General features: G+C 60.3%; 29 protein-coding genes and 1 tRNA gene. 14 read left to right on the top strand and 16 right to left on the bottom strand.

Annotation, left to right across the window (positions count from 1 at the left end):
• Positions 1–138: 138 nt before the first annotated feature.
• The 5 genes from AC5IJH_RS02575 to AC5IJH_RS02555 form a co-directional block, all read right to left on the bottom strand.
• Positions 139–807, bottom strand: coding sequence for a response regulator (locus tag AC5IJH_RS02575; protein ID WP_491901227.1), 669 nt, complete (start codon positions 805–807; stop codon positions 139–141).
• Between the two features lie 134 nt (positions 808–941).
• Positions 942–3,944, bottom strand: coding sequence for a sensor histidine kinase (locus tag AC5IJH_RS02570; RefSeq protein WP_491901226.1), 3,003 nt, complete (start codon positions 3,942–3,944; stop codon positions 942–944).
• 294 nt (positions 3,945–4,238) lie between these two features.
• The gene (locus AC5IJH_RS02565) at positions 4,239–4,889 is read right to left on the bottom strand and encodes a hypothetical protein (protein WP_491901225.1); all 651 of its coding nucleotides are present in this window, start codon (positions 4,887–4,889) and stop codon (positions 4,239–4,241) included.
• A gap of 285 nt (positions 4,890–5,174) precedes the next feature.
• Positions 5,175–5,921 carry an SDR family NAD(P)-dependent oxidoreductase gene (locus AC5IJH_RS02560; RefSeq protein ID WP_491901224.1) on the bottom strand — a complete coding sequence of 249 codons (747 nt, stop codon included), beginning with the start codon at positions 5,919–5,921 and terminating at the stop codon, positions 5,175–5,177.
• 135 nt (positions 5,922–6,056) lie between these two features.
• Entirely contained in the window at positions 6,057–6,965 is a 909-nt protein-coding gene (locus tag AC5IJH_RS02555) for an NADP-dependent oxidoreductase (protein WP_491901223.1), read from the bottom strand.
• A gap of 888 nt (positions 6,966–7,853) precedes the next feature.
• On the opposite strand from AC5IJH_RS02555, the gene AC5IJH_RS02550 reads away from it, so the two are divergent.
• Both AC5IJH_RS02550 and AC5IJH_RS02545 read left to right on the top strand, forming a co-directional pair.
• A complete protein-coding gene (locus tag AC5IJH_RS02550; protein WP_491901222.1) occupies positions 7,854–9,107 on the top strand; it encodes a hypothetical protein in 1,254 nt (417 codons plus the stop codon).
• A gap of 225 nt (positions 9,108–9,332) precedes the next feature.
• Positions 9,333–9,417 (top strand) — tRNA-Leu (locus AC5IJH_RS02545).
• Positions 9,418–9,472: 55 nt separating this feature from the next.
• Here the strand turns inward: AC5IJH_RS02545 and AC5IJH_RS02540 are convergent.
• The gene (locus AC5IJH_RS02540) at positions 9,473–10,372 is read right to left on the bottom strand and encodes a tyrosine-type recombinase/integrase (protein ID WP_491901221.1); all 900 of its coding nucleotides are present in this window, start codon (positions 10,370–10,372) and stop codon (positions 9,473–9,475) included.
• A 208-nt stretch (positions 10,373–10,580) separates the two neighbouring features.
• The gene (locus AC5IJH_RS02535) at positions 10,581–10,805 is read right to left on the bottom strand and encodes a helix-turn-helix domain-containing protein (RefSeq protein WP_491901220.1); all 225 of its coding nucleotides are present in this window, start codon (positions 10,803–10,805) and stop codon (positions 10,581–10,583) included.
• Between the two features lie 139 nt (positions 10,806–10,944).
• Here AC5IJH_RS02535 and AC5IJH_RS02530 point away from each other — a divergent pair, with 139 nt between their 5' ends.
• The 12 genes from AC5IJH_RS02530 (at position 10,945) to AC5IJH_RS02475 (ending at position 16,514) form a co-directional block, all read left to right on the top strand.
• Positions 10,945–11,082: a hypothetical protein gene (locus AC5IJH_RS02530; RefSeq protein ID WP_491901219.1), complete on the top strand. Its 138-nt coding sequence runs from the start codon at positions 10,945–10,947 to the stop codon at positions 11,080–11,082.
• Positions 11,079–11,285 carry a hypothetical protein gene (locus tag AC5IJH_RS02525; RefSeq protein WP_491901218.1) on the top strand — a complete coding sequence of 69 codons (207 nt, stop codon included), beginning with the start codon at positions 11,079–11,081 and terminating at the stop codon, positions 11,283–11,285. Before AC5IJH_RS02530 ends, AC5IJH_RS02525 begins: the two co-directional genes overlap by 4 nt.
• Positions 11,282–11,791: a hypothetical protein gene (locus tag AC5IJH_RS02520; RefSeq protein WP_491901217.1), complete on the top strand. Its 510-nt coding sequence runs from the start codon at positions 11,282–11,284 to the stop codon at positions 11,789–11,791. The genes AC5IJH_RS02525 and AC5IJH_RS02520 overlap by 4 nt, the downstream gene beginning before the upstream one ends.
• A complete protein-coding gene (locus AC5IJH_RS02515) occupies positions 11,788–12,144 on the top strand; it encodes a hypothetical protein (protein ID WP_491901216.1) in 357 nt (118 codons plus the stop codon). The genes AC5IJH_RS02520 and AC5IJH_RS02515 overlap by 4 nt, the downstream gene beginning before the upstream one ends.
• Positions 12,141–12,398 carry a hypothetical protein gene (locus tag AC5IJH_RS02510; protein ID WP_491901215.1) on the top strand — a complete coding sequence of 86 codons (258 nt, stop codon included), beginning with the start codon at positions 12,141–12,143 and terminating at the stop codon, positions 12,396–12,398. Before AC5IJH_RS02515 ends, AC5IJH_RS02510 begins: the two co-directional genes overlap by 4 nt.
• Positions 12,395–13,141, top strand: a complete 747-nt coding sequence (locus tag AC5IJH_RS02505) for an ERF family protein (RefSeq protein ID WP_491901214.1) — start codon at positions 12,395–12,397, stop codon at positions 13,139–13,141. The genes AC5IJH_RS02510 and AC5IJH_RS02505 overlap by 4 nt, the downstream gene beginning before the upstream one ends.
• Positions 13,134–13,457 (top strand): XkdD/Y8K6 family phage-associated protein, encoded by a 324-nt coding sequence (locus tag AC5IJH_RS02500; protein ID WP_491901213.1) that lies wholly within the window; start codon positions 13,134–13,136, stop codon positions 13,455–13,457. The genes AC5IJH_RS02505 and AC5IJH_RS02500 overlap by 8 nt, the downstream gene beginning before the upstream one ends.
• Entirely contained in the window at positions 13,340–14,227 is an 888-nt protein-coding gene (locus AC5IJH_RS02495; RefSeq protein WP_491901212.1) for a lambda exonuclease family protein, read from the top strand. The genes AC5IJH_RS02500 and AC5IJH_RS02495 overlap by 118 nt, the downstream gene beginning before the upstream one ends.
• Entirely contained in the window at positions 14,224–14,520 is a 297-nt protein-coding gene (locus AC5IJH_RS02490) for a hypothetical protein (protein ID WP_491901211.1), read from the top strand. Before AC5IJH_RS02495 ends, AC5IJH_RS02490 begins: the two co-directional genes overlap by 4 nt.
• Before the next feature lie 2 nt (positions 14,521–14,522).
• Positions 14,523–14,882 (top strand): hypothetical protein, encoded by a 360-nt coding sequence (locus AC5IJH_RS02485; RefSeq protein WP_491901210.1) that lies wholly within the window; start codon positions 14,523–14,525, stop codon positions 14,880–14,882.
• 871 nt (positions 14,883–15,753) lie between these two features.
• Positions 15,754–16,284 carry a hypothetical protein gene (locus AC5IJH_RS02480; protein WP_491901209.1) on the top strand — a complete coding sequence of 177 codons (531 nt, stop codon included), beginning with the start codon at positions 15,754–15,756 and terminating at the stop codon, positions 16,282–16,284.
• The gene (locus AC5IJH_RS02475) at positions 16,284–16,514 is read left to right on the top strand and encodes a hypothetical protein (RefSeq protein WP_491901208.1); all 231 of its coding nucleotides are present in this window, start codon (positions 16,284–16,286) and stop codon (positions 16,512–16,514) included. Before AC5IJH_RS02480 ends, AC5IJH_RS02475 begins: the two co-directional genes overlap by 1 nt.
• A gap of 200 nt (positions 16,515–16,714) precedes the next feature.
• On the opposite strand, the gene AC5IJH_RS02470 is transcribed toward AC5IJH_RS02475, so the two are convergent.
• From AC5IJH_RS02470 to AC5IJH_RS02430, 9 genes are all read right to left on the bottom strand, one after another.
• A complete protein-coding gene (locus tag AC5IJH_RS02470) occupies positions 16,715–18,292 on the bottom strand; it encodes a hypothetical protein (RefSeq protein WP_491901207.1) in 1,578 nt (525 codons plus the stop codon).
• Positions 18,293–18,295: 3 nt separating this feature from the next.
• Positions 18,296–18,607 carry a hypothetical protein gene (locus AC5IJH_RS02465; RefSeq protein WP_491901206.1) on the bottom strand — a complete coding sequence of 104 codons (312 nt, stop codon included), beginning with the start codon at positions 18,605–18,607 and terminating at the stop codon, positions 18,296–18,298.
• Entirely contained in the window at positions 18,597–18,920 is a 324-nt protein-coding gene (locus AC5IJH_RS02460) for a hypothetical protein (protein ID WP_491901205.1), read from the bottom strand. The genes AC5IJH_RS02465 and AC5IJH_RS02460 overlap by 11 nt, the downstream gene beginning before the upstream one ends.
• Positions 18,921–18,939: 19 nt before the next feature.
• On the bottom strand, positions 18,940–20,490 hold the full coding sequence (locus AC5IJH_RS02455; RefSeq protein WP_491901204.1) for a terminase: 1,551 nt from the start codon (positions 20,488–20,490) through the stop codon (positions 18,940–18,942).
• Positions 20,491–20,544: 54 nt separating this feature from the next.
• On the bottom strand, positions 20,545–20,976 hold the full coding sequence (locus AC5IJH_RS02450) for a terminase small subunit-like protein (RefSeq protein WP_491901203.1): 432 nt from the start codon (positions 20,974–20,976) through the stop codon (positions 20,545–20,547).
• A gap of 135 nt (positions 20,977–21,111) precedes the next feature.
• The gene (locus AC5IJH_RS02445; protein ID WP_491901202.1) at positions 21,112–21,339 is read right to left on the bottom strand and encodes a hypothetical protein; all 228 of its coding nucleotides are present in this window, start codon (positions 21,337–21,339) and stop codon (positions 21,112–21,114) included.
• On the bottom strand, positions 21,336–21,515 hold the full coding sequence (locus AC5IJH_RS02440; RefSeq protein WP_491901201.1) for a hypothetical protein: 180 nt from the start codon (positions 21,513–21,515) through the stop codon (positions 21,336–21,338). The genes AC5IJH_RS02445 and AC5IJH_RS02440 overlap by 4 nt, the downstream gene beginning before the upstream one ends.
• A gap of 9 nt (positions 21,516–21,524) precedes the next feature.
• Positions 21,525–22,013: a hypothetical protein gene (locus AC5IJH_RS02435; protein ID WP_491901200.1), complete on the bottom strand. Its 489-nt coding sequence runs from the start codon at positions 22,011–22,013 to the stop codon at positions 21,525–21,527.
• Positions 22,014–22,022: 9 nt separating this feature from the next.
• Positions 22,023–22,448, bottom strand: a complete 426-nt coding sequence (locus AC5IJH_RS02430; RefSeq protein ID WP_491901199.1) for a cell wall hydrolase — start codon at positions 22,446–22,448, stop codon at positions 22,023–22,025.
• Positions 22,449–22,456: the final 8 nt, after the last annotated feature.

Below are 22,456 nucleotides of genomic sequence, written 5' to 3'. Positions count from 1 at the left end.
TGAAAGCTTCAGCGGGCTGTTACTGCTGTGAGGCTACTCAGTCCGCAGCACGATCCCAACTCACCTTCGGAGCGAAAGAAGGCCCCCTATTCGGAGGGGGCAGAAGCAGCCGGAGAGTGCTGTTGCGGTGTCACTCTTCTACAGCTCGATGATCCCGCGCTTCAACGCGATGGTGACCGCATGAGTCCGATCGTTGGCATCGAGCTTCGAGAAGATGTTGCGCATGTGCCCCTTGACGGTGTCTTCGCTGATGGAGAGGCGTTCGCCGATGATCCTGTTTGAGCAGCCTGCAAGTGCGTGTCGCAAGATCTCTATCTCCCTGGGAGTGAGCGCATCATCCATGGCGTGGGTCGCAAGCTCCGAAGCGACTTCCGGAGGGAGACGGCGCTGGCCGTTGTAAACGGCTCGTACGGTACTCAGGAGATCTCGCCGCAGAGTCGCCTTCAGCAGATATCCGCGAACGCCAGCTTTGAGGGCTCGCAGTACCTGTGCGTCTGCGAGATAGGTTGTGAGGATAATGATTTTCGCGTCAGGGTCAGACTCGCGAACGGCCGTGACCACGTCAATACCGCTCAGATCCGGCAGTTTGAGATCCAGGAGCAGAATATCTGGATGGTGCTGCACGTAGAGCGTGATGCCGGCCTGGCCGGTTGCAGCCTCGCCGACAATCAACAGATCGCTCTGGCTGTTGATCATCGAGACAAGCCCTTCGCGAAGCACCGGGTGATCATCGACGACAGCAATCCGGATTTTTTTCGCCTGGATCATGACCATGACCAATCGCCCGTTAGCGACCAGCAGGACCATGGTTTCACGGTTCCTAGGGAAAGACGCCCTACTTTTGGGGGGCTCGACGCGCCTGCGCGCGAAGCAGCAATGAGTTCTGTGGCCTAGCAGCGGTTGGAGCAGCCTCTGCACCCGTTCTTGAACAGGCGCGAGTGCTAGACCTCTTTTGAGACGACGAGAAGCCATGGAAACCGTGACCGCACCCGCAGATACGCCAACCGGCCAGGGACAGAGATCACGACCTTCGTACCATGGCCGGGAGAACTGTCGCACTCGAAAGACGCACCGATTTTCTTTGCCCTCTCCTGCATGCCGACCACGCCGTAGTGATCGCTGCGGGGCAGCTCCCGGATGCCGCACGGGTCAAATCCACATCCGTCGTCCCGGCAGGTCATCGTGAGCCTTCGCGTCTCGTACGCGAGTTCAATCACAATCTCCCGTGCTCGCGAATGGCGAAAAGAATTTGTAATCGCTTCACGCGCGATGCAAAAGAACTCCTCTTTGACGGGCGGGTAGATTTGCCGCTCCCGCTCAACCACAGTCAGGTGAAAAGCGGCAGTCGGTGGCTCGTTCAGTTCCGACCCCAGCGCTTGCAGTGCATCCGGAAGACTGACCTCTCTGAGGTTATCGGAGCGAAGTTTGCTGACGCGATCTCTGCCCTCGATAATGATCCGTTCCGCCTTGTCCAATGCCTGCTCGAGCATCTGCCGCGCGGTTCCCTCGGTGCGTACCTCCTGCACGGCAACGTGAAAGCTGAGCATGAGGCCTTGCACACCCTGGAGCAGCGTGTCGTGCAGATCCCGTGCGATGCTCACGCGTTCGTCTGCCCGCTCTTCCGCAAGCTGACGCAGTCTCATCTTGATATGCCGGATGCGAAGGTGATAGAGACAAGCGACCACGACGCAACACAAGAGCGCAACGAGTATGCGGAACCAGTTCGTTTGATAGAACAGGGGCAAGACGAGAATGGTTTCTGTAACAGGTGCTGTCCAGATACCCTCGTCACTCGTCGCCAAGACCTCGAACTTGTGTCGGCCCGGCCGCAACTGGGTGTAGACCGCTTCGGTTCGGTCCGCCACATCTTGCCAATCCCGGTCGACCCCGGTCAGCCTGTAGCGGTACCTCACCTTCTCTGGCGCCGTCAGATTGCTGCCGAAGTACTGGATACGGACGGTGTTGGTTCCTGCTGGAATCGATTGGTCCAGCTGGAGCTTCTGACCGTCCGCTACCACGGCCGACACACTCAAAATCGGAGGTTCTTTCTCGGCTTTCAATGCGGCCGGGTCGACCGAGGCGATGGTGTCTGATGTGTTGAACCAGAGCCGCCCAGTGGCATCGCGGGCTGCAGTCGGCATGTCAAATGTCACGGGAGCAGGCCCGCGCACATGCGTCTCCCTGAAGAGGCTGCCATGGATTCGCGACTTTTTCGGATCTTTTGCTCCGGTGATGAACTCCTGAGCAGAAATTCTGACGACGCCATCGGATCCGTTGAGCCAGTAGGCTCCGTCGGCTGACTGCACGATGCCGGAAATGCCCCGGACCGGTAAGTCATCCGCAAAGTGTAACCGCCTCAGTCGACCATCCCGCGCGATCGCGATCGAGTTCTTGTCGGTCACCAACGTCCCGCAAGTGGTGTCGAAGATGCCGTAGATGTAACCGAGATCCTGAGAAGCGGGCGACAGATAGCTGCGCGGTCCGCGGCTCGTGAACTCTACAACCGCTCCGGATGTATAGCCAGCCCAGAGGTCTCCTTTGTGATCGACGATAGCTGTTGCGATAGGAGCCCCGCTCCGCTCGAGCGACTGCACTCTATTCCATTTTCCGTCCGTGAATGTCCACGTTCCTTGCTCTCGGAAAATGAAGAGGGGGAGCCCTTCTGGCGACTGCAAGATCTTCCGCAGGTGATACAAATCGAGTCCTTGCGGAATAGCTACCCTGGTCAGGTCATCCTTCGTTTCACGCCAGAGAGACTGGCGATCGTGGAACCATAGCGTTCCCGATCGATCCACGAAGAGACAAAAGACGCCATTTTTGATCACTTTCCCAACTGGCGTAAGTTTCCCACCATGTCCTTTCAGGATCGGCCGATTGCGTACTCCGAGGAAGACGTCGCCGTTACTCCCTTGCGCGACATCCGGGTAGCTCGCAGCATCCATGGCCTCCGTGCTACCAACAAGAACAGGTGTCCGGAAACGTTCGATTCCCGCTTTCGAGGTGATCCAGACGTCACCATCCGTGTCGATGGCTATCCCATGCGCCTCAACCGATATTCCGGCTTGTGAGCCGCCGAGATGCTCAAGAACAGGTTTCGCGGAACCCTGCCCGCCGGGATTTGTAATACGTGTGACACCCGATCCAGCAATCCATAGTGCTCCGGAGTGGTCGAAATTGATGTCGTAGACGATATACGGGAATGAGAACGAATTCCCATGCGGCACAATTGCATTGCCAGCCTTGATCTGGCGCACGATCGACTTTGCCTCGCCAGGCGAGACCGAATCAATCCACAGATCACCCTTTGCGTTCTCTGCGATCGCTTGTGGCATCTTGAGATTTGCTGACCATGACAGGTTTGTGGCGTGGAACCGCGACTCTCCCGGACTTCGAGACACGACCGCTCTGCTGGTCACCACCCACTGCATACCAGAAAGGTCGGAGAAGGTGGTGACGGGCTCTCCCGGTAAACCGCTCGTGCGCGTCTCGTCATACCACTTGCCTGATCGGAACTGCAGCAAGCGGTGATTGCAGACGACCCAAATGCTGCCCGCAGGAAATTCCGAAATTCCACCGAAACTGGCTACGGAGGGTATTCCTTCATCTTTCAGGTGTGAGGTGACCCTGCCGTGCTCGATGCTGAGGAAAGTTCCAAGATTGGATGCGGTCCAGATCGTACCGTCAGCAGTTAACTTCAGACTGCCAATTCCAGTCGGATCCAGATCGGACGGCAGACGTACTTCAGAGAAACGGAATCCATCGAACTTGTACAGGCCGTAGACCGACACCATCCACAAAAATCCATCGCGATCCTCGACGAGCTTGTACAGGTGGAGTGGCGCACCATCCGCAGCCGTCCAGCTCCGGCGGTCCAACTCGTCCAGATGCAAGCCCTGCGACGCACTCACGTTGAATGTGCAGAAGAACAGGACGCAGCCGATCACAACCAGAGCGAAAAGTGTCCCCAACCTGCGAAGCCTGAGTGCGACACCGAAGCTGTGTACGACTGACTTTGGCCAGTTTATGAGGATTGCTGCCAGGGACTTGCAGAGACGCGGCTCGTTCGCTCTGGGCGCCTTGTGTCTGCGCGGAAACATGATCGATCCACCCCTCGCGAGCCGATGGCGCAATATCTTTGCATCAAGATACCATCCGGAAGGCGAGAACGAGTGGGATCTGTCTCACAAGTGACAGCGGAAGGTGAAAATGCCCGGAAACTCACAAGCTAGCCGGCGGGTCTAGAAACTCCGTTCCCGCCGGTACACCGCTCTTTGCTTTTCCTGGGTGTTGGCAGCCGGCCAGGTCGTCTCGCTCAGTGTCTTGCGGTCCGCGGATAGTACGTCTTCGCCATTCGTGTAGGCGCGACCATCCACAAAAACAGTCCAATGCATTGCGGTCGCAGACTGTTTCCACACGCTAACCGTGACACCAGGAACAGAGTGTCGCCCCTGGAGCGGCACGGCCACCCCATTCGGCAGAGCGATGTAGAACTGCTCTTCCCTGGGTAGGTCCCACCGTATTCTGCCCTGCCCAGCATCACTGAGAGTGATCTCTTCAGAGACATTGATACCAGCCACTGTGCTCCGCCAGGTCCCCGCTAGCCCGTCGCCTTCGCCGATGCGTTCCTCCTTGTCGTCAGAGGAGTGCTCCACCCCGGCGACGTCGGTAGCCGTGGTGTGGATCAGAAGTGTTTTGTCATCGGGGCTGATCGTGAGGGTGCTGTGATCCACCTCGCGGCCATTGATCTTGTGCACGCGGAACCATGAGCGGCCGCCGGTCTGCTTCAGACTCGTGGAGCGCGTCGGAACAGTCGGGTAGTCTTTGCCGTCATCCCCGATGGTGAAACTGGTGGCGCCGAATTCGAAGTGGTAGCCACCTGGGACGCGCACTATCGTGATCGTTGGCCCCTGAAGATGACTGTGCGCTCGGTCCAGTTTCCACGTACCAAACCAGCCTTGCGCTGCAGCAAATGGGGAAGGCATTGCGAAGGCGATGGCGAGGATCACGAACACTGCGAGGTTCAACTAGCCCTGCCTTGGGTGAGGTATGTTCCATCGATGACTTGACTCAAAGGTGCCGCTTCTCTGAGGGATCATCCTGCGATGACATGCGGCATTGAACATGCGTGCTCTTTGATAGAGAGGTGGCGATGCGAGGCCAATTTGCATCAAGCGTTAGGTGAGGTGACCGCCGTCGACATTGAGGACTGTGCCAGTGATGTAACTGGCGTCGGAGCTTGCGAGGAACGCTACTGCGGAAGCGATCTCCTCCGGTTGTCCATAGCGACCGAGCGCTGCAATCTGCTTGAGGTAGGGCGCAAAGTCGGATGTCTCGGGATTCATGTCGGTTGCGATGGCGCCAGGCTGCACATCATTCACCGTGATGCCGCGAGGTCCCAGGTCGCGCGCCCACGCACGTGTATAAGCAGCGACCGCTGCTTTGCTTGCCGCATAGTCTCCAACTCCCGGGACCGGAACACGGGTAGCAAAGACGGTTCCGATATTGATGATGCGTCCGCCGTCCGAGAGGAGGGGCGCCGCGGCGCGCACCGCCGTCGCCACACCTTTTACATTGATTGCGAACTGTCGGTCGAACGCATCGATGTCGGCAGAGGGATCATCGACCGATCCCGTGACAAACACCCCCGCATTGTTGACGAGAATATCCAGGCGTCCGAACTGACGATGCGTACGCCGCACAAGCTCCGTGACCTGCGCACTATCGGCCTGATCAGCTTGGATCGCTGAGACCCGCTTCCCTGTAGCGTCGAGGCTGAGTGCTAGTTTCTCGGCAATCTCCTTTGAGCCGACGTAACTGAAAGCGACGGCTGCCCCCTCTGCCGCAAGCCGCCGAACGATAGCGGCTCCAATTCCACGAGAGCCCCCGGTGACCAATGCCACCTTCTGCGATAGACCCTGCATGTGTATGCCTCCTGTGTCGGCAACAGCCATCGATAACGAGCTGAGCGACCAGCACGAAGACGATACTACTTGATGTCAAGGCAGCAAAGAAGGCCGGCCGGAAGCTTACGCATCGTGCGCATGCATCAACGCAGACTATGGAATAAGCAAAATCTTCCCGTTCACGCCCTGCTGCATCCTCTCGTGCGCCTCTCGTGCATCGCTGAGAGGCAACTTGCCAGCGATCGGAATCTGAAGCTTCCCAAGTTCTGCGGCTTTGGCAAGGAAGGCCAAAGTAGCTGGATCCTGCTTTGAAACGAAGGATTTCACCTGCACGGATGGGAATGCGGCACTCTCTTCCGGAAGGCCTGTCGCGGAGGCAAAGACGCCGCCGCTCTTGACCTTCGCCAGCAGACGGCTCGCCGTCTCTCCGCGCACAGTATTCGCAACGACGTCCACTTGCTCCAGCGAAGCAAACGCAGCCTCATCGTCGAGCGCCACCGCGCGATCCGCGCCAGTTTTCTTAGCCGCATCGAGGTCGCCGCTGCGCACTCCCGCAATCACATGAGCTCCGCGATCCTTTGCGGTGCATACGGCTGCCCGACCCACAGACCCGAGGGCGCCAGAGATCAACACCGTCTGACCCGGCTGGAGCCCGCTGCTCACAGCGATCAGTTGACTACCCGTCGTTCCCGCCAATGGGAGAGTTGCCGCGTCGATGAGATCCACAGCATCCGGAACCTTGGCGAGGACGCTTACGTCCACAACGCACAATTCCGCATAGGTGCCGAAGGTCCAGGCAAACACGCGATCCCCGGTTCGGAAACCTTCCACGCCAGGGCCAGCCTGAACCACGATGCCGGCCATATCCCAGCCGAGGATGCCAGGGAATGCCAGCGGCTTCCACTCCTTCAGCATGCCCGCACGCTCCAGCAGATCGACTGGATTGATGCTCGCAGCCGCGATGCGCACCAGGACCTGCCCAGGGCCGGGACTCGGGTCCGGATGATCCTGATAGCGGAAAACGTCAGAGCCACCATAGGCAAGAATGACTGCTGCTTTCACTTGCACCTCCGGGAACCCGACGCTTGCGCAGCGTCAGTCAAGCTCAGTTGCGCCAGGTAGCCTGATCAACGAGAGCGCAGAGACTAGCGGACGTGTTGCAGTGCGGCAGAGCTATGCGCCGCTCCGTATCGCCACGCAACACGGAGACACTACTCACCGCGTCCGCTTGATGTCAAGGTACCACCTGGAGACGCCAGCGGCTACCCTGGATTCTTAGGTCGATCGCAAGCTTACATGCAGATTTTCATTCGAATCAGGCGCTTCCATCGCTGTTCTTCGAGCAGGAGCTGTCGGAGAGAAAGCTTGCCCCTCTAAGTTTTGCGCGCTCCATCATCCCCGCAGCTCCTAGTGCAGTGTTCGTGAAAAGGTGGCCACGGTTGAGCATTCAACACCTACGCCATTACCTCGGCACGTAACGACCACTGATCAGTGCTCTTCTTCAGTTCGACTTCGGTTTCTTTCGCTTCTGAATGACGGAATGCATTCGTAACAGCTTCTCGAGCGATTTAATAAAGCTCTTCAATGACCGGCTGCTTCAAAGGTTCATAAGAGCCGCTTCGTCGCGTCACAAAGGACACGCCACCCGGCATTCAAATGACGAGCCACGCTTGAGAACGATCGAAGCAACTCGCTTTCCTTGAGTAGCTCACAACGCAAAGCGTTCACTCGGTTGCGACCCTCCTCCACAAGGTCGTCGGCACCGGATGCGCTCGGAGTCTGACGGATGGCGGCGTCTGTTTGATCGGTGGAGCACACGCGAATCCCCCGATATCTTGACTTCAAGGTCTCGGCCCCCTAGAGTTCGTCTATCGCCGGCTAGCAAAAGGACCCTTCCTGCGAATCCTTCTGCGGCGGCAATGGCGAGCACGCAAGAGGGGGAACCAGCCAATGCAGGATGGATCCAGATCGATCGCGACGAACGATGATTTGCTGCGAGCCATCGGGGAGGCACAGGTACGGGACCTCATCCTGGAGCGTGATCTCGTTGATTTGCCAGAAGTGCGTTTACAGCCTGGGCAGCGCTTGCGGAGCCGTGGAGGCGAAATGTTTACCCTCACGTTCCGGTCAGAACAAGACGGTATCTGCTGCACCGCGGACAATGAGCTGCGTCTCCTCAAGATCAGTGTGACGCCGAACAAGCGCGCGGTCTGGAATGACACGTCCATCCGCAGCTGCGGCTATCTACAACTTCGAGATATTCAGACAATAGGCCGCGTGCAAATCCTCGGCCGGGACCAGACTCGCAACGGACATGTCGAGATTCGGGGATTGCATGTGGCTCAGGCGGACTCGCGGGGAGAGTCCGAGCAGCCGAAAGGTTACGGTGTCCGTGTGGTGCAGGGGGCCTTCACGCTCTGGAACATGCAGGCGACCAAGGACTCTGTGCTGACGGCCAACCTGCAGGACATCTCTATCGGTCGGCCGGGGAGCCCTGTGCTTGGGACGGGCCTTTTTGTGTGTGGCGGAGAAAACGCGGGCACCGTCGAGGTGGAACAACTCACCATAGGTGCCGTGTACGCGAATGGAATGATCCCGGCGGGGACGGCCGACCAGATCAGTGGCGGGGTGTTTGTCCTCTACGGCGCTCGAGTGGATGTAGTCAGAAACTTTGCGCCGGTGGTCACTCTGGGTAGTAACGATATGGCTCTCGACAATTGGGGCACCGTCGATCGGTGGTTCGTTCAGGAAAAGGTGACGACTACAGGTCCGAGCGCCATCGGCTTTGTGAACTTCGGGACCATCGGATCTCTGCAGCTGGACGCTCCGATCGAAACCTTTGGACCGGGGGCCCGCGGGTTCAATGTGTATGCCGGAACAGTGCGGCGTGCAGAGTTCGATCGTATCGTTACGCACGGTGACGGTGCCGTCGGCGTGCAAATCAGCCAACCCATAGGGCAACTGCGCGTACGGCGCGGCATTGAGACCTTTGGTGGCACTGGACCCTCATTGGTCAAAGGCGTACTCACACAGCTCGCTGCTGTTGCCTTGAGCATCAAGCCCGGCGGCTCGGTTCAACGATTGACGATCGCGGGCGGGTTAAAAGCTCACGGGGTTGGTGTAGCGGCACTGGAGCAGGAAGGCGTGATCGATTCGCTCAGTATTGAGGACGGATTCCTTGGCCACCGTCCTGCTGCGGAGTGAGATATCCAGATCCTGCTCACCACTTCTCGGATGTCGCTCTGGAGAGCGCCGCATACTTCGCAAACATGCACAGTCACCCTGATTGAATGGTCTCGTGCTTCGCGCCCGGCGATCTCGAGACATCGATCTGGCCGGTGGCGGGGCCGCATATCTGGAGCACGGCAGTGGGCTGTCTGGGGCTCGGCTTGCCGACATCAATGAGGTATACTTCGGCTTAACCAGCGTGCGGAAGTGGTGAAATTGGCAGACACACCATCTTGAGGGGGTGGCGCCGAAAGGCATGGGGGTTCAAGTCCCCCCTTCCGCACCATAAGACTTTCATTCTAAAGGCGTTGCTGTAAGGCTTGGACGATTGGAGGACGATTTCACTGCCTCCTCCCGAACAGCCCCTCTACCAAAGCCTCATTCGCTGGCCGCAACTCCTCCAGCCGAGTTCCGCCATACGTCTGCATTGTCGTCCGGATGTCCGCGTGCCGCATCAGGTGCTGCTGGACATCGATCGGCGCCCCGACAGAACGCAGCATGGCGCGGTATGTGTGTCGAAACGTGTGCCAGCCAAGCGAGTAAGGCAGCTTCATCTCCCTGCCGACCTTCCGCAGGATCGACGATTGGATCTTGCCGCCGTTGTATGGCCGCTCCCCTGCAGTCCAGGGCGACGCGAAGACAAACTGCTCCAGGTCCGTGAACTCTGTCTGCTTGCGCCACTCGAGCAACACGCTGGCGAGATGCTGGTGCATCGGCAATGAGGCCTCAGACGGCATGTTCTTCAGCCGGCCAACCCGGCCCTCGACGATGCCCCGCTTCAGCCGAACTGTGCCGCTCAGGAAGTCCAGATCCTGCCACTGGATGGCCAGCAGCTCGCTAATCCGGAGCCCCCAGCACATCGCTGCGGTGACCATGGTCCGTACCGGCTCGTCCAGCTTTGTCAGCAGGTCGTGAAACTCTTCCCGGGTTAGCGTCCCCGGGGACTTCGCGCGCTTCGTCCCGCCCACGATCTTGAAGTCCCGCATCGGGTTCTCGCCGACATACCAACGGATGTACTTGGCATGCACGAATAGAAGCCGCATCACGTTCAGGATGTGCCCCTTGCGCTTGTTCCCGACCGGCAAAGCCAGCAGCCAGGTATCCACGGGCTCGGCATGCACGTCTTCCAGAGCCACCTTGCCCCACCGCGGCCGGATGTGGCAGTTGATCATCGACAGGTAGCCACGCCGCGTCGAGTGCTGCTCTGGCAGTTTGGCTGACGCGATATAACGCTCGATCACCTCCCCGAAGGACCGGCTACCCTCCCCGGGCTGGTTGATCCGACGCCGGACCACGTCAGCAGCGCGGTTGAGCTCTGTCCGGTTCCTAAACTCCGAGACAAGACCAATGCGCTCTCTGGGACGACTAGTGCGTTCACTAGTGACTACCGTGTAGCGGAGAAACCAGCACCATCCGGCTTTCAGCTTCACCTTTTCCAGCGTTCCTTGCTTATACCGCTCGCCCTTGCTCAACGCTTTCACCCGCTGTCTGACTCTTGGCAGACGTTACACCGGACTTCGCGAAATCCGCAAGTTCTTCTGGATTGAAGCGCCAGTGGCTGCCGACCTTAAAGGCTGGTACCCGCGCTTCGTTCACCATTTCGTAAAGCTTGGACTTGCTGATGTTTAGGTACTCAGCTGCTTCTGGCAGCTTCATCATCTTCTGCTTTCCCATGTCACCACCACCTTTTATTCACTAGTGCACTCTACCATAACTTACCAGTTGACACAGGTACTCACTAGTGGGACTATCGGGTTGTTCCTAAATCTCCCCACCTGTTACAGGGGGCTCTCCTCCGAGAGGAAGACCCGATATGGCAACCCAGCCCTACTCCGCGATCCACATCCGGTTCGCACCGCGCTCCACTCCACGCACCCTGCGCAGCCGCCTCTACGCCGCGTGGCTGGTCCTGCAGATCCTCGGCGGCCTGGTTCTTCGGGGGTGCCTGTGAGCGAGCGCTACGAGGTCCGCGAGCCCGCCGCGCCTGGCGCGCCGTACGTGCTGTTCGACACGCTGCTCGGCAAGGATTCGAGCACCCACCACACCTATGAGTCCGCGGTGACGCGCAAGTACACGCTGCAGGTAGCTGCGCAGAAGCTTGAGTCCGAGATTCGGGCGAAGTGTGTGGCCGTCATCGTCGGTGGTGCGCGATGAACATCCCCGTCGGCGCCATTGCCGAATTCAACCGCCGCGACCGCTTGCCTGAAGAGCGTCGCAACCGTTGCGACCAATGCGATCTGGAGTTGGTCTTCGATCGCGAGAACGAGATGTGGTACTCCGAGCACCCCGTCACCATGGATCGCAAGTGCATTGGTGACCTGGTCCCGGCGAAGGGCAGGCTCGTCTGTTGCTCCCAGCGCTGCCTTTCGGACTGGGTGTATCGCCACGCCAGCAAGGAAGAGCAGGCACTGCTCCGCATGTTGGCTGTCTTCGTGTGCATCTGGGATGTCGAGTCTGACGTGCCCAGCCCGAAGTGGTGCCTGGAGCGCTCCGGCGTTCTCCCTCTGGTCGATGCAGCCGATCTCCGCTTGTTGGACGGCAGCCTGCGTGACGTTGCCGAGAAGTTGTGCGGCAAGGGCTACGTGGATGGCGATGACGATCCGCCCATCTGGGTCGCGGAAGTACTCGAAGGGCCCACCGTGAAGGGAGTGATCCAGTGAGCGTGATCAAAAACGCAATCATCGTAAGTGCTTCGCTGACCGCAGATTCCCATGGTCTGCTTTCCGCGTGGCTTCACTTGAATTACGGCGGCGCCGGACAGGGCTTCGGCGGTTACTGTCTCTACCTACCCAAGACGTTCACTCACCACACGCTGCAGAGCGTAGCTGGCCACTTCATCTGGCGTTGCCTGGAAGTTGCGGGCGTCACGACATGGGACGAGCTGGCCGGGAAAACAATCCGGGTGCGCAAGGAAGACGAGTGGGGCCGGATCGAAGCAATCGGCCACATCGTCAAAGACGATTGGTTTAACCCCGAGGCAGACTTCGCAGTCCTGAAGAGCGGTGCCGAATGAGCATCGCCGTCTGCACCTACTGCGAAGGCGTCGCCGCCACCTACTGCAAGCTGCACAAACAGTGCCTCTGCGCAGACCCCAACTGCTTTGCGCTGCACCGCTGGGACGGTGAAGAGCCCTGCCACCTGGTCCCAGCCGGCGACAACAATGCGCACCGCATTGAGCTTGTGGACCTGGTGCTGGCCGGCATGGGCTTGGCCGTGGCGCTTCTCTTCTTCTTCATGCTGTGCGCGCACTACGGGGGTGTTCAGTGAGCAACACAGAGATCGTGGTGGCACAGCCTGCCGAGATTCGGCCCATGGAAGTGCTGCAGCTCGCCGTGCAGCAAGGCGCGGATGTGGACAAGCTGTCCAAGCTGCTGGAGATTCAGGAGCGCTGGGAGGCGAACGAGGCCCGCAAGGCATTCAACGTGGCCTTCAGCGCGTTCAAGTCTGAGGCCGTGGCAGTTCTGAAGAATGTCACCGTGACAGATGGCCCACTCAAGGGCAAGAAGTATGCCGACTTGTTCGGCGTGGTCAAGGCCGTCTCCCCGATGCTTGCGAAGCATGGCCTCAGTCATTCGTGGAAGCTGTCCCGTGATGAAAAGGACTGGATGGAGGTCACCTGCACCATCCGCCACACGCAAGGGCACTGGGAGCAGGTGAGCATGGGCGCCGCGCCCGATACGGGGCCGGGGCGCAATGCGATCCAAGCGCGCGGCAGCGCGAAGAGCTATCTGGAGCGCTACACACTGCTCGCGGCAACGGGGCTCGCGGCTTCGGACCAGGATGACGACGGCAAGGCAACAGAGGCTGCGCCCGGCACAGCGATGCCGGAGGACGCTGAGGTTTCATGGCTCGATGCGATCGCTTCCGCCGCGGATGTGGATGAGCTGAAGAGGCGTTACCTAGAGGCGGCAGACAAGGCCAGCTCGCTTGGCGACCGTTCTGCCATGGCGAAGTTCCTCAAGGCGAAGGATGAGCGCTATCGGCAGTTGAAGGGGGCCAAGCATGCGTGAGCAGACGCCGCATACGCCGGGTCCTTGGCGCTCATTCGAGGCGGGCAGCGAAGGCGCGTATATCAAGCGGGCCACCGGCGATAGTCGCTTCGACCTACGGACGATAGCGGCGGTCACTTACGGGGAAACTCTCACCGCGTTCGCGAACGCTCGCTTAATCGCCGCCGCGCCGGACATGCTCGAGGCGCTGCAGCGCGTATGGGTGTGGGCGGACAGCCACGAAGATATCGACGACGAAGGCCGACCAAACGACGCGATGCGCGTCAAGGGGATGATCTGCGACGTCATCACCCAGGCTACAGGCGGTGCCGAGTGAGAGAACTTTACGGTGCCCAGCAGTCCGACGCGTGGATCAAAAATCGGGTCGGCAGAATCACTGCCTCGCGGATTTGCGACGTGATGAGTTACACATCGCGCAAGAGCAAGTCTGGCGAGTCAGGCAGTGAGTCTGCCAAGCGCCGCGGCTACAAGCTGGAACTGGTCGCGGAACGCCTTTCCGGCCGATCGGCTGACCACTACGTGTCGCCCTACATGCAGCACGGCAGCGATACCGAGGAAGAGGCTCGCAGCTTCTACGAGCTTGCCGTTAAGACTCTGGTCGAGCCAGTCGGGTTTGTGCTGCACCCGACGCTCGACTTTGCCGGTGCTTCACCGGATGGCCTGGTCGGTGATGACGGCATTCTCGAGATCAAGTGCCCGAAGACCGAGACTCTGCTGCAGTGGATGGACTCGAAGGAGATCCCCGACGAATACATCTTCCAGATGCAGTGGGAGCTGGCCTGCACGGAACGGCAGTGGTGCGACTTCTACGGCTACGATCCCCGGTTGCCTGAGGGCATGCGCCACGTCTACGAGCGGGTGCCACGCAATGAGGCACTGATCGAGCAGATCGAGGCCGAGGTCGTGAAGTTTGACGGAGAGATTGAGCAGTTCATCCAGGCTCGCGGGCTTCCGCCGACTGTTTGGATGATCCCGATCATGGGGCCGGTAGGGCCACTGGAGATCGACCCTGTGCGCTACGACGCGGGCGATGAGTACATGGATCATTTGGCCGACATGATCGGCAGTGAGGGAGTGATTCCATGAGCGCTCTTCCTACTCCCGTGCCGAGCCGGGAGGCCTTCCGCGACTGGCTCGCAAAGGGTGGCACTTCCCTGCCGGGCATCATCGTCCACATCGATAACCCATGCGGTTACGTGCTGATCCAGTCTGATGCGTTTCCATTCTCGGATCGCCTGCTCTATTGTAGCTGCCTCGGGTTCACGCGCGGAGAGATGAAGGGCGCATTGCATCGGCGCGTGCTGTTCGACATGCCGCGGCAGAGCTACGGCAGCGGCCGGCCATTCGCGGGCAACATGCGCTTCGAGTCGGAGGGCTAGGTATGTGGGAGCACAAAGAGTCTTTCGAAAAGCTGGAGGGCCTGCTGCATGAGGTTCTTCGTAAACAAAACACCAACCACGAATTACTGGAGCGATTCATGTCCACCAATGCAGTGACCCAGGAACAGTTTGCCGCTGACCTTGAAACCCTCAACACCAACGTCGCCACCGCCGTGACCACGCTGACCGGCCTGGATGGCAGCGTGAAGAGCCTGAAGGATGAAGTCGCCGCTCTCAAGGCCAACAATCCGGCTGTGGACTTCAGCACCGTCGATGCCAAGGTCAAGGCGATGTCCGACCAGATCACCGGTGCTCTGACCACTGTTCAGCCCGAAGTTAACGGACAGGCTCCCGCAGCCTAAACGCTCTCTCTGAACCGGGGGTGGGACACAAAGAAAAACAGCCGCCCCCGTCTTTTTCCTGCAGTGCTTTTCCTTTGGAGTTACCCGACAGTGCCTGCTAAGTGGCAACGCTGGATGCCGTTCCATATCGATCGCTTCATGGGATCTCGCTATGTGCAGGCGATGCACCCGACCGCTCGCTCCGGCTATCTCTACCTGCTGGCCGCGCAGTGGCAGTCGGATGATTGCTTCCTTCCGATCGATGAGGACGAGTTAGCAGCACTCAGCGGTCTCGGCTCGCTTTGGAGTGAGTTCAGCCGCACCATCCTGCGCCACTTCCCGATCGTGGAAGGGCAGCACCGCAATGGAGTGTTGTTCGATGAATGGTCTGAAGCGAAGCGCGTCTTCGAGGCGCGGCGCGATGCAGCAAAGAGCACAAATCGGCGTCGGGATGATGACGCTGACCCATCGGTCACCGAGCGGTCACCGCACAGTCACCGTGACGGTCCGCGACTAGAGAGCGAACGGTCACCGCAACGCCAAGCCGACACACAGACACAGACAGTTACAGAGACAGTAAAGCAAGTATCGGAAGCTAAAGCTTCCTCACCCCGACCCGTCGGGGATGCGGCCTCGGAGGCGATCTACCAGGCCTATCCGCGCAAAGTGGGCAAGCAGGCGGCGATGAAGGCCATGGCTGCTGCGTTGAAGCGCATCCAGGCAGCGCGGTCGCTGTCAGCTCGCGAGGCGCAGGAGTGGCTATTCCGCCGTGTCCAGGCCTACGCTCGCTCCCCGGCCGGCATGGAAGGGGCATTCACGCCGCACCCGGCAACGTGGCTGCGGCAGGGGCGGTACGACGACGACGCAGCGGAGTGGCAGCGAGGGGGACGCGATGGAAAGAGCGAAGGCAGCAGCAGTAGCAACGCGACTGGCATTGGGGCAGCCGGACGCGTCAACAGCGCTCTCGCAGCGTCGCGACAGGCAGCAGCTCGCCGACGCGAATCTCGCTCAATTCGAGGCGCTGATGCAGCAGATGTGGGCTTACTACCCGAGCCAGAACTTTTCACCGGAGACGGTGGAGGGCTTCGAGTTCGACCTGGAGCGGCTGGCGGCGATCCATGGGCTACCGGCGCTGAGAACGATCCTGCTGGCGTTGCGCATTCGGCCGGGCCAGAGATTCTTTCCCCATCCCAGCGAAGTCGCGGAGGAGCTTGAGGCCATGGCGAAGACAGAGGCAGCGAAGACGAAGTTCCGGCCAGATCCGGAATGCGAGTGCCAGAAGCACAGCGTGCGCATGGATGGCTGGACCTGGGTGATGCAGGAGGGCAGGCGCGTCGTGGCGCGGTGCAACTGCTGGAAGCGCTGGGCTGGGCAGATGGCAACACCACAGGGTGATCGCAAGAGTGTGGCGGCGGGGGCATGATGAGCGAGCAGAAAAAGAACCGACCGACAGGATGCATTCACTTCGAGCGCGGATGGACCTGCAACAAGGTCACCACGCCGGGCAGCAGTTACTGCCCTCACCACTGGCTGCTGATCCGCGAGGCCGAGGAAGCCAATCAGGCCAAGATGGCGCGCGTACGCCTCGGCAAAGAGAAAAAGGCGCTGATGGACGAGATGCTTGAGTCGAGCCCGTTGCGAGCGAACCAGTGAGGCTGCGCAAGTTGGTTGCGCTCTATCACCACAGCGCTAGCGAGGGTGCCCTGAGGGCTTTTGCCATGCGAACAGTTTTGCCGGTCAGGGTGGAGGTCTTTGGGACAGTGGCAGCCTACGAACTGGCCGAGGCAGATGCGCGGGTGCGCTGGACGCGATCGCGAGTGGACGTGCGCAACTCCGTCAACTTCTGCGTGGCCTCACTCACTCCCAGCGATCCTTTCAGCCTCGTCCTTGATGGGTTGCGGCTCGCTCTCACCCGTGCCGAAGATTGCCGGAGAAGCGCCATCCATCACCTCGGGCGCGCCTTCGATCAGCCACTGCACGAATTGGATCATCGTGGCGTTCGGCGTCGGCGTCTTCTCGATCGCCGTAATGCCGTCGAGGCCCAAACCACTCGGAATCGAGTCGCCAGCCACCGGCGTCACGCGTGCCGGGTCGTTCTGCTGCTGATTCATGGCCTGCACGTCCAGCGGGCCTTCCATCGCAAACCGCCGCGGCACCGCTGAGCGGAAGTAGCGATCCACGAGGCTGATGTTGGCGTTCAAGACTTTCTGCAGCGGCAGGTAGTTCGACCCGATGGCGCGGCGGTTCTGGCCTGAGCCATGCCGCGGATGCAAGACCCGGATGTGCTTGTCCATCGACTCGTTCCAGACAACCGCCAGTTCCCCGCCGACGCGAACCACATGTAATCCATCTGGAAACGTCTCGCGAAACAGCTTGCGTGTCTCCGCGTTCTTGATCGCACGATACTGACTCGGTCGATACCAGCGCAGCGTCTCGGTGGTGTCCTGCTGCCACGACTCGCCTGAGGTTTGCGTGCTCTGAACGCACAGCCTGACGTTGATCCGCGCCTGCCGGTCGATGTCTTCCTTGCCGTTCTTGCCGCCGGCGGTGATCTTGTCTTCGATCCAGGCGTAGCGCTCGCGCAGTGTGTTGACGTTTTGCTCCGTCTCGATCTGCACCCAGCCCATCTCGCTCAGGCTGTCCGCCATCAGCGGCACTTTGGCTTCGAGCTTGCCGAACGCGCTTGTCAGCTCACGCACGGCTGGCAATTCCGTGCCAGAAGTCTGCGCCTGCATCTCAGTCTCGGGTGTTACACCGTCTGCGGATGCTTCGCCGAATGCGTCGTGCTGGTCGGGAGACTCCGTACCCCACGCCTGCTGATCGGCCACCGAGCGCGTGTACAGCACGACACGGTCATCGGTGTAGAACAGCGCGGCCGTCTTGCCGACGACGTTCTTGATCCCGGCTTCCTGCATCCAGACGGAGAGGTACCGCTTCGCCTCATCGGCAGCAGTCTGATCCATCGGGTCTTTGTCGCGCTTCGGCACAAAGGTGAATCCAGGGACCTCGCGTGACAGCGCAGCGACGATCTTGTCCTGCCGCGCGCCGTACACGTTGCACGAGAACAGCTTGCCCGCGTTCTGCGTCTGAAAGATCTCTCCACCGGAAGCCCGGCTGCCATTCATCGCGCCGTAGAGCGACCATCCGCCACGCCCGGCGATCAGGAACTGGCGATTCTCCGCGAACTGCCGTGCCTCCCACGCCTGCATGACCTCGTATGTCCGGCCGGCGGAATCAGCACGCGTGACCGTCTCGTCCAGATCATCGATAGCGCCCTTGTAATCGCCCAGTTCGTCGGGTCCATACATCGGTGACGGTGAGACGTTGAACGAGGCGTACTGGCCCAGCACGTGACCCTCGGGCAAGACAAGCGGGGTCAGCGTCGGACCCTGCTCTTCTTCGGGCTGCTGGGCTACGGGGGGAGTCGTCACTACCTACATCGCCTCCATGCCGCCGCCTGCGCAGTCAGCTGCGTATTTGTGTGCCGCCGCCGCCGAGGCGTGCTGCGACTCATGCGTGTGGCCGTCCGGATGCGTCACGTGCACCGTGTGCGTCTGGCCGTGCTGAATGTCAATGGACGCTGCGGGGCCGTGCTGCTGGGCCATCGCGGCACCGTCCTGCTCGGCGCCTTCGTCATCGGCTACGGCAGGCTTCTGCGCCGGAGCCTTGGCCTTCATCTTCATCTCGGAGCGCTTCATGTCCGAGTGGTTCGTGAAGCCGTTGCCGGCACTGTCCCTAAACGCCATTGGCTGCCTCCGTGAATTCATTCAATGCAGTGCTCTGTGCCTGCTCCCAATCGAGAGGAGCGGTCGGCAATGCAGGCTTGCGAGCCGGATGGGCCCGCACATACTCTTCGTGCGTCGCTGCGAGGCGCTGCCGTGACTCGCGGGATTCCACCAAGGACGACTCCGCCGAGTCACGCTGCTCTTTGTAGAGCGCACCCTCCGCAAAGGCCTGCGTGAGTGCAGCGCTTGCGCGCTCGGCACGCTTCTCGGCCTCCATCAGCTTCCAGCCGAGATAGGCGATGATCGCCACCAACACAAGCACGAGCAAAGCCATAGGCCACGTCATCGTCGTCTCACTCCCAGTACTGCAACGGTGCTCCGCTCTTCTGGCGCCGCTCCGTCTCGCGCAGCCGCTTGATGTGTCTCTCCAAGGGGTCTGCCGTGTTCGCAATCTCTTCGGCCAGGCGCTCGTCCCGCGTCGCTGGTGTCGGCACTGCGGCGAAGCTCATCGCGAGCATGTCGCCCAGGTCCGGAGACGACAGCCCGCGCTTCTTCATGTCCTCTTTCTTCTCAAGCTGAATCTGGTTCTTGCTCGAGAAGAAGTACTCCGGGCCGGTCAGGTCGGACTCAAGCTCCGGGTCATCCGGGATGGAGCCTGTCTCGAGCCAGTCACGCATCTTGCCCCAGCACTCCGCGCGCTGGTTGAAGTACATGTCGCCATCCCGCGGCGTTCCACCACCGTGAAACTCCATGAGCCGGCAGGGAGCATGCGCTTTGAACCAGGCGCCCATGTGATGGCGGACGTAATCCACAACGCCCGCACCGATGCCATCGCCGTCGATCACTGTCACGCGCGGCGTTTCCGTCTTGATGTGCTGCGACACGCGCATCGCCACTTGAACGGTGTCCTGCCCGCGCAGCTTTTCGAGCACCTTGAGCGAGTCGCCTTGCCTCAGTCCGATCACCGTCTGGTCGTCACCGAATCTGGCGACGTCCACGCTCAGGATCTTCCACTGCCCGTCCACCTGCAGCGCTTGGCGCTTTCTTGCCTCGGCCACAACGTCACCAGCGATGAACTGCGTCGAGCCCGCCCGGGGAAACTCACCGCGAACGCGGACGCGCACAAAGTCGGAATCTTCTCCGTAATCGTGGACCCATTTCTCCAGCTGCTCTTTGTTCGTGCCATCGACTGTGCGTGAGTCGATCTGGCGGGAGATCCAGCGATGCTTGTACCGGCCAAAGCACTCACGGAAGCGGCCTGTGTTCTTCGTCGGGTTGCCGAACGCCAGCCAGATAATCTCGGTGCGCTCATCGGTCAGCGCGCCTTCGGTCACTTCCCAGATGCGGTCCGCAATCGCCGATGCTTCGTCGTAGATCACCAGAATGCGCTTCCCGGCATTGTGTAGTCCGGCGAACGCTTCTGTGTTCTGCTCGCTCCAGGGGATCGCATCCGCACGCCATAACCGCTCGTGCGTGCGCTCTTTCACCTGGATCGACGTCGCGGTCACGTTCCACCAGTGGCTGTTGATGGACATGCGGAACCACTTCGAGACTTCGGGCCAGGTCTTCGTGCGAAGCTGCGTCTCCGTGTTCGCTGTCAGCACCACGCGGCAGTCTTCACAGGTGCTCATCGCCCAATGGATGACCTGCCCGATCAGGGCCGACTTGCCGATACCGTGGCCGGAACTGATTGCCAGCTGCAGCGGCTGGAATCGCTGCGACCCCTGCAAGTGATCCCGGATGTCTGTCAGCGTCTTCTCTTGCCAGCATCGCGGCCCGGCCGATGTCAGCAGCTCGCCGTGCTCAAGCCATGGGAACACGTACCGCACATGGCCTAACGGGTCCGCGCTGAACCCGGCGATGTCTGCAACCAGCTCGTCTTCAGGGGTCAATTCGTATGGCAAGCGCGGGCGCCTATATGTTTCGGCGTCGAATCATCTATCCGATTCGCGGCCACCCTACGAATTCTCATGCGAATCCGGCACTCGCTGGCGCGCCTTGCTGATCCGCTCGGCCAACGCCAGTTCGCCGCTGACCTCAATCGCCTGCCGGTCGCCATACTTCTTCGGCCTGAGCTTGCCCATCAGCCACTTGCGCGACTCGATCTTCAGCTTGCGGTGCTCCAGCATGTCGGCCATCTTGCGCTCTTCTGTGCCGTCTGCCTTCAGCGTGACTACTTCTCCAAGCTGTGTGTTATCAGCAATTTGCAGTATCTCTTCCTCGAGAACAGTCGTCTGATGCTCTTTCGCGCGCGTGTATTTCTCGCAAAAGCCAGGGCGATCCAGAACCCACCGATACACAGTCGCCGGATGCGGAAAGTCTTCGCGAGCGCAGATTGAATTCAGCCCCGCGCTGCTCGTCGCAAGCTCAGCCAAGATTGCGTCCGCCAACTCATCTGTGTACATCGTCGGTCGTCCGGATGGCATCTTGTTCCCTGCTTCCTGCGTGTGCACATTGAAGTGGGCCGATTGCTCAGCCCGCCTCGCTCTGGCTCCACGCCTCCCTCTGCCCTTGTCGGGACGTCGCTACTGAATCGGCTTTCCGGTCTGAATAGCTCTGACGATGTCGGACGCAGCGAAGTGCCAGCACAGCCACGCCAGCACCATGATCCGCAGTGGGATCGGCACGTATGACTTCAGGATGCGTGTCAGCGTGATGTACTCCGAGTCGAAAACGCCCAGCATCTCGAACCCGAAGATCACGCCCATCAGCACCAGGACAACAACCACATCCCAGCGAACATAGGTGCTCACTTGCCCCTGATGACGTCTTCGACCTTCGAGACGCGCCGATTGGTCTCGAGCCACATCTGCGAAGCCCGCTCGTATGCCTGCAGCGTGTCCTTCTTCGCTGTGCCGATCAGGTCAAAGCGCGCTTCCAAGGCGAGGCCAACGATGAGCCCTACGAATATCGCGACTGCGTAGAGCATGACGCCTCCTTAGCTCTTGTTGCTTGCGCTCAGGCCCGGAAGCTTCACTGACGACTCGCCAGGCATGGCAAGAATCTGCTTCACGGCTTCGATTCCGGCCGGTACGCCGATACACCCGAGCATGATCGTGGCGAAGATCGAAAGAATCGAGAACGGCACTTCGACATATGCCATGTGGGCCTTGAAGAGTGAGTTTGCGATAAACACTCCCGCATAGTTCCACGCCGTGATGCCTATGAGCACCCAGCAGAATCCGGCGCGCGCCGTGCCAAGATAATGGTCGCTCTGCGCGCCCTTGTTCGACTCGATCTCTCGCGCTTCAGCCTCTAGCTCGGCCTTGCGGAGATCCGCCTGCACATCCAGGGCGTGTGTCTCGAGTGCGAGCTTGTCTGCCGGGTTAGGGATGAAGCTCAACGCCTTTTCCACCACAGTGGCGATCGCCGAGATCGGGTTCGACGCGGCACCGGCCGCCGATGCGATCGTGTCCAGTACGCTCATGGTCGCCTCCTAGGCGAAGAAGGTGTGCTCGCCGATGACGGCAAGCTGTGGATGGTCGGGCCCATGCACGATGGCCTGGAAAAACCAGCCCGCATCTGCCGGCATCTTGGCCTTCAGGTTCGCCGCTCTCACGGAAGCGAGGTTCGCGTAGTAGAGCGCACCCTTCGTCGGATCAATCGTGTCCGCGTGCGTGACGATGTCCTTGACGATCTGCCGCGCTTCGGCCATCTGGAGATCATCCTGCTCAGGGTTCGGCGGGTTCTTCTCGACCGACATGCTCGTGAACTGGTTCCGCCCCATGATCACTTCTGGCAATGTCTTGCCCCAATGGCGCGAGCGGTTCCAGATGATCCATGCAACGGCGCGCATGCCTTCGACGCCTTCGCCGCGCGCTTCCCGCCAGAGGCACAGTGCCCAAAGCTCATTCGGGTCCATGTTCACTC

It is taken from the genome of Candidatus Dedyshia acidiphila, from assembly GCF_051025295.1.
GTDB lineage: Bacteria > Acidobacteriota > Terriglobia > Terriglobales > Acidobacteriaceae > KBS-83.
The sequence above is the reverse complement of the archived record's forward strand: the minus strand, read 5'-3'. Positions and strand labels throughout refer to the sequence as shown.

Coding starts and splice junctions, on each gene's coding strand:
- AC5IJH_RS02485 (WP_491901210.1), top strand. CDS start 14,523: ATGTGGGAGCACAAAGAGTCTTTCGAAAAGCTGGAGGGCCTGCTGCAT.
- AC5IJH_RS02430 (WP_491901199.1), bottom strand. CDS start 22,448: ATGGACCCGAATGAGCTTTGGGCACTGTGCCTCTGGCGGGAAGCGCGC.
- AC5IJH_RS02490 (WP_491901211.1), top strand. CDS start 14,224: ATGAGCGCTCTTCCTACTCCCGTGCCGAGCCGGGAGGCCTTCCGCGAC.
- AC5IJH_RS02460 (WP_491901205.1), bottom strand. CDS start 18,920: ATGGCTTTGCTCGTGCTTGTGTTGGTGGCGATCATCGCCTATCTCGGC.
- AC5IJH_RS02495 (WP_491901212.1), top strand. CDS start 13,340: ATGGGTGTGGGCGGACAGCCACGAAGATATCGACGACGAAGGCCGACC.
- AC5IJH_RS02535 (WP_491901220.1), bottom strand. CDS start 10,805: ATGGGAAAGCAGAAGATGATGAAGCTGCCAGAAGCAGCTGAGTACCTA.
- AC5IJH_RS02435 (WP_491901200.1), bottom strand. CDS start 22,013: ATGAGCGTACTGGACACGATCGCATCGGCGGCCGGTGCCGCGTCGAAC.
- AC5IJH_RS02500 (WP_491901213.1), top strand. CDS start 13,134: ATGCGTGAGCAGACGCCGCATACGCCGGGTCCTTGGCGCTCATTCGAG.
- AC5IJH_RS02475 (WP_491901208.1), top strand. CDS start 16,284: ATGAGCGAGCAGAAAAAGAACCGACCGACAGGATGCATTCACTTCGAG.
- AC5IJH_RS02440 (WP_491901201.1), bottom strand. CDS start 21,515: ATGCTCTACGCAGTCGCGATATTCGTAGGGCTCATCGTTGGCCTCGCC.
- AC5IJH_RS02530 (WP_491901219.1), top strand. CDS start 10,945: ATGGCAACCCAGCCCTACTCCGCGATCCACATCCGGTTCGCACCGCGC.
- AC5IJH_RS02520 (WP_491901217.1), top strand. CDS start 11,282: ATGAACATCCCCGTCGGCGCCATTGCCGAATTCAACCGCCGCGACCGC.
- AC5IJH_RS02575 (WP_491901227.1), bottom strand. CDS start 807: ATGGTCCTGCTGGTCGCTAACGGGCGATTGGTCATGGTCATGATCCAG.
- AC5IJH_RS02560 (WP_491901224.1), bottom strand. CDS start 5,921: ATGCAGGGTCTATCGCAGAAGGTGGCATTGGTCACCGGGGGCTCTCGT.
- AC5IJH_RS02510 (WP_491901215.1), top strand. CDS start 12,141: ATGAGCATCGCCGTCTGCACCTACTGCGAAGGCGTCGCCGCCACCTAC.
- AC5IJH_RS02465 (WP_491901206.1), bottom strand. CDS start 18,607: ATGGCGTTTAGGGACAGTGCCGGCAACGGCTTCACGAACCACTCGGAC.
- AC5IJH_RS02550 (WP_491901222.1), top strand. CDS start 7,854: ATGCAGGATGGATCCAGATCGATCGCGACGAACGATGATTTGCTGCGA.
- AC5IJH_RS02480 (WP_491901209.1), top strand. CDS start 15,754: ATGGAAAGAGCGAAGGCAGCAGCAGTAGCAACGCGACTGGCATTGGGG.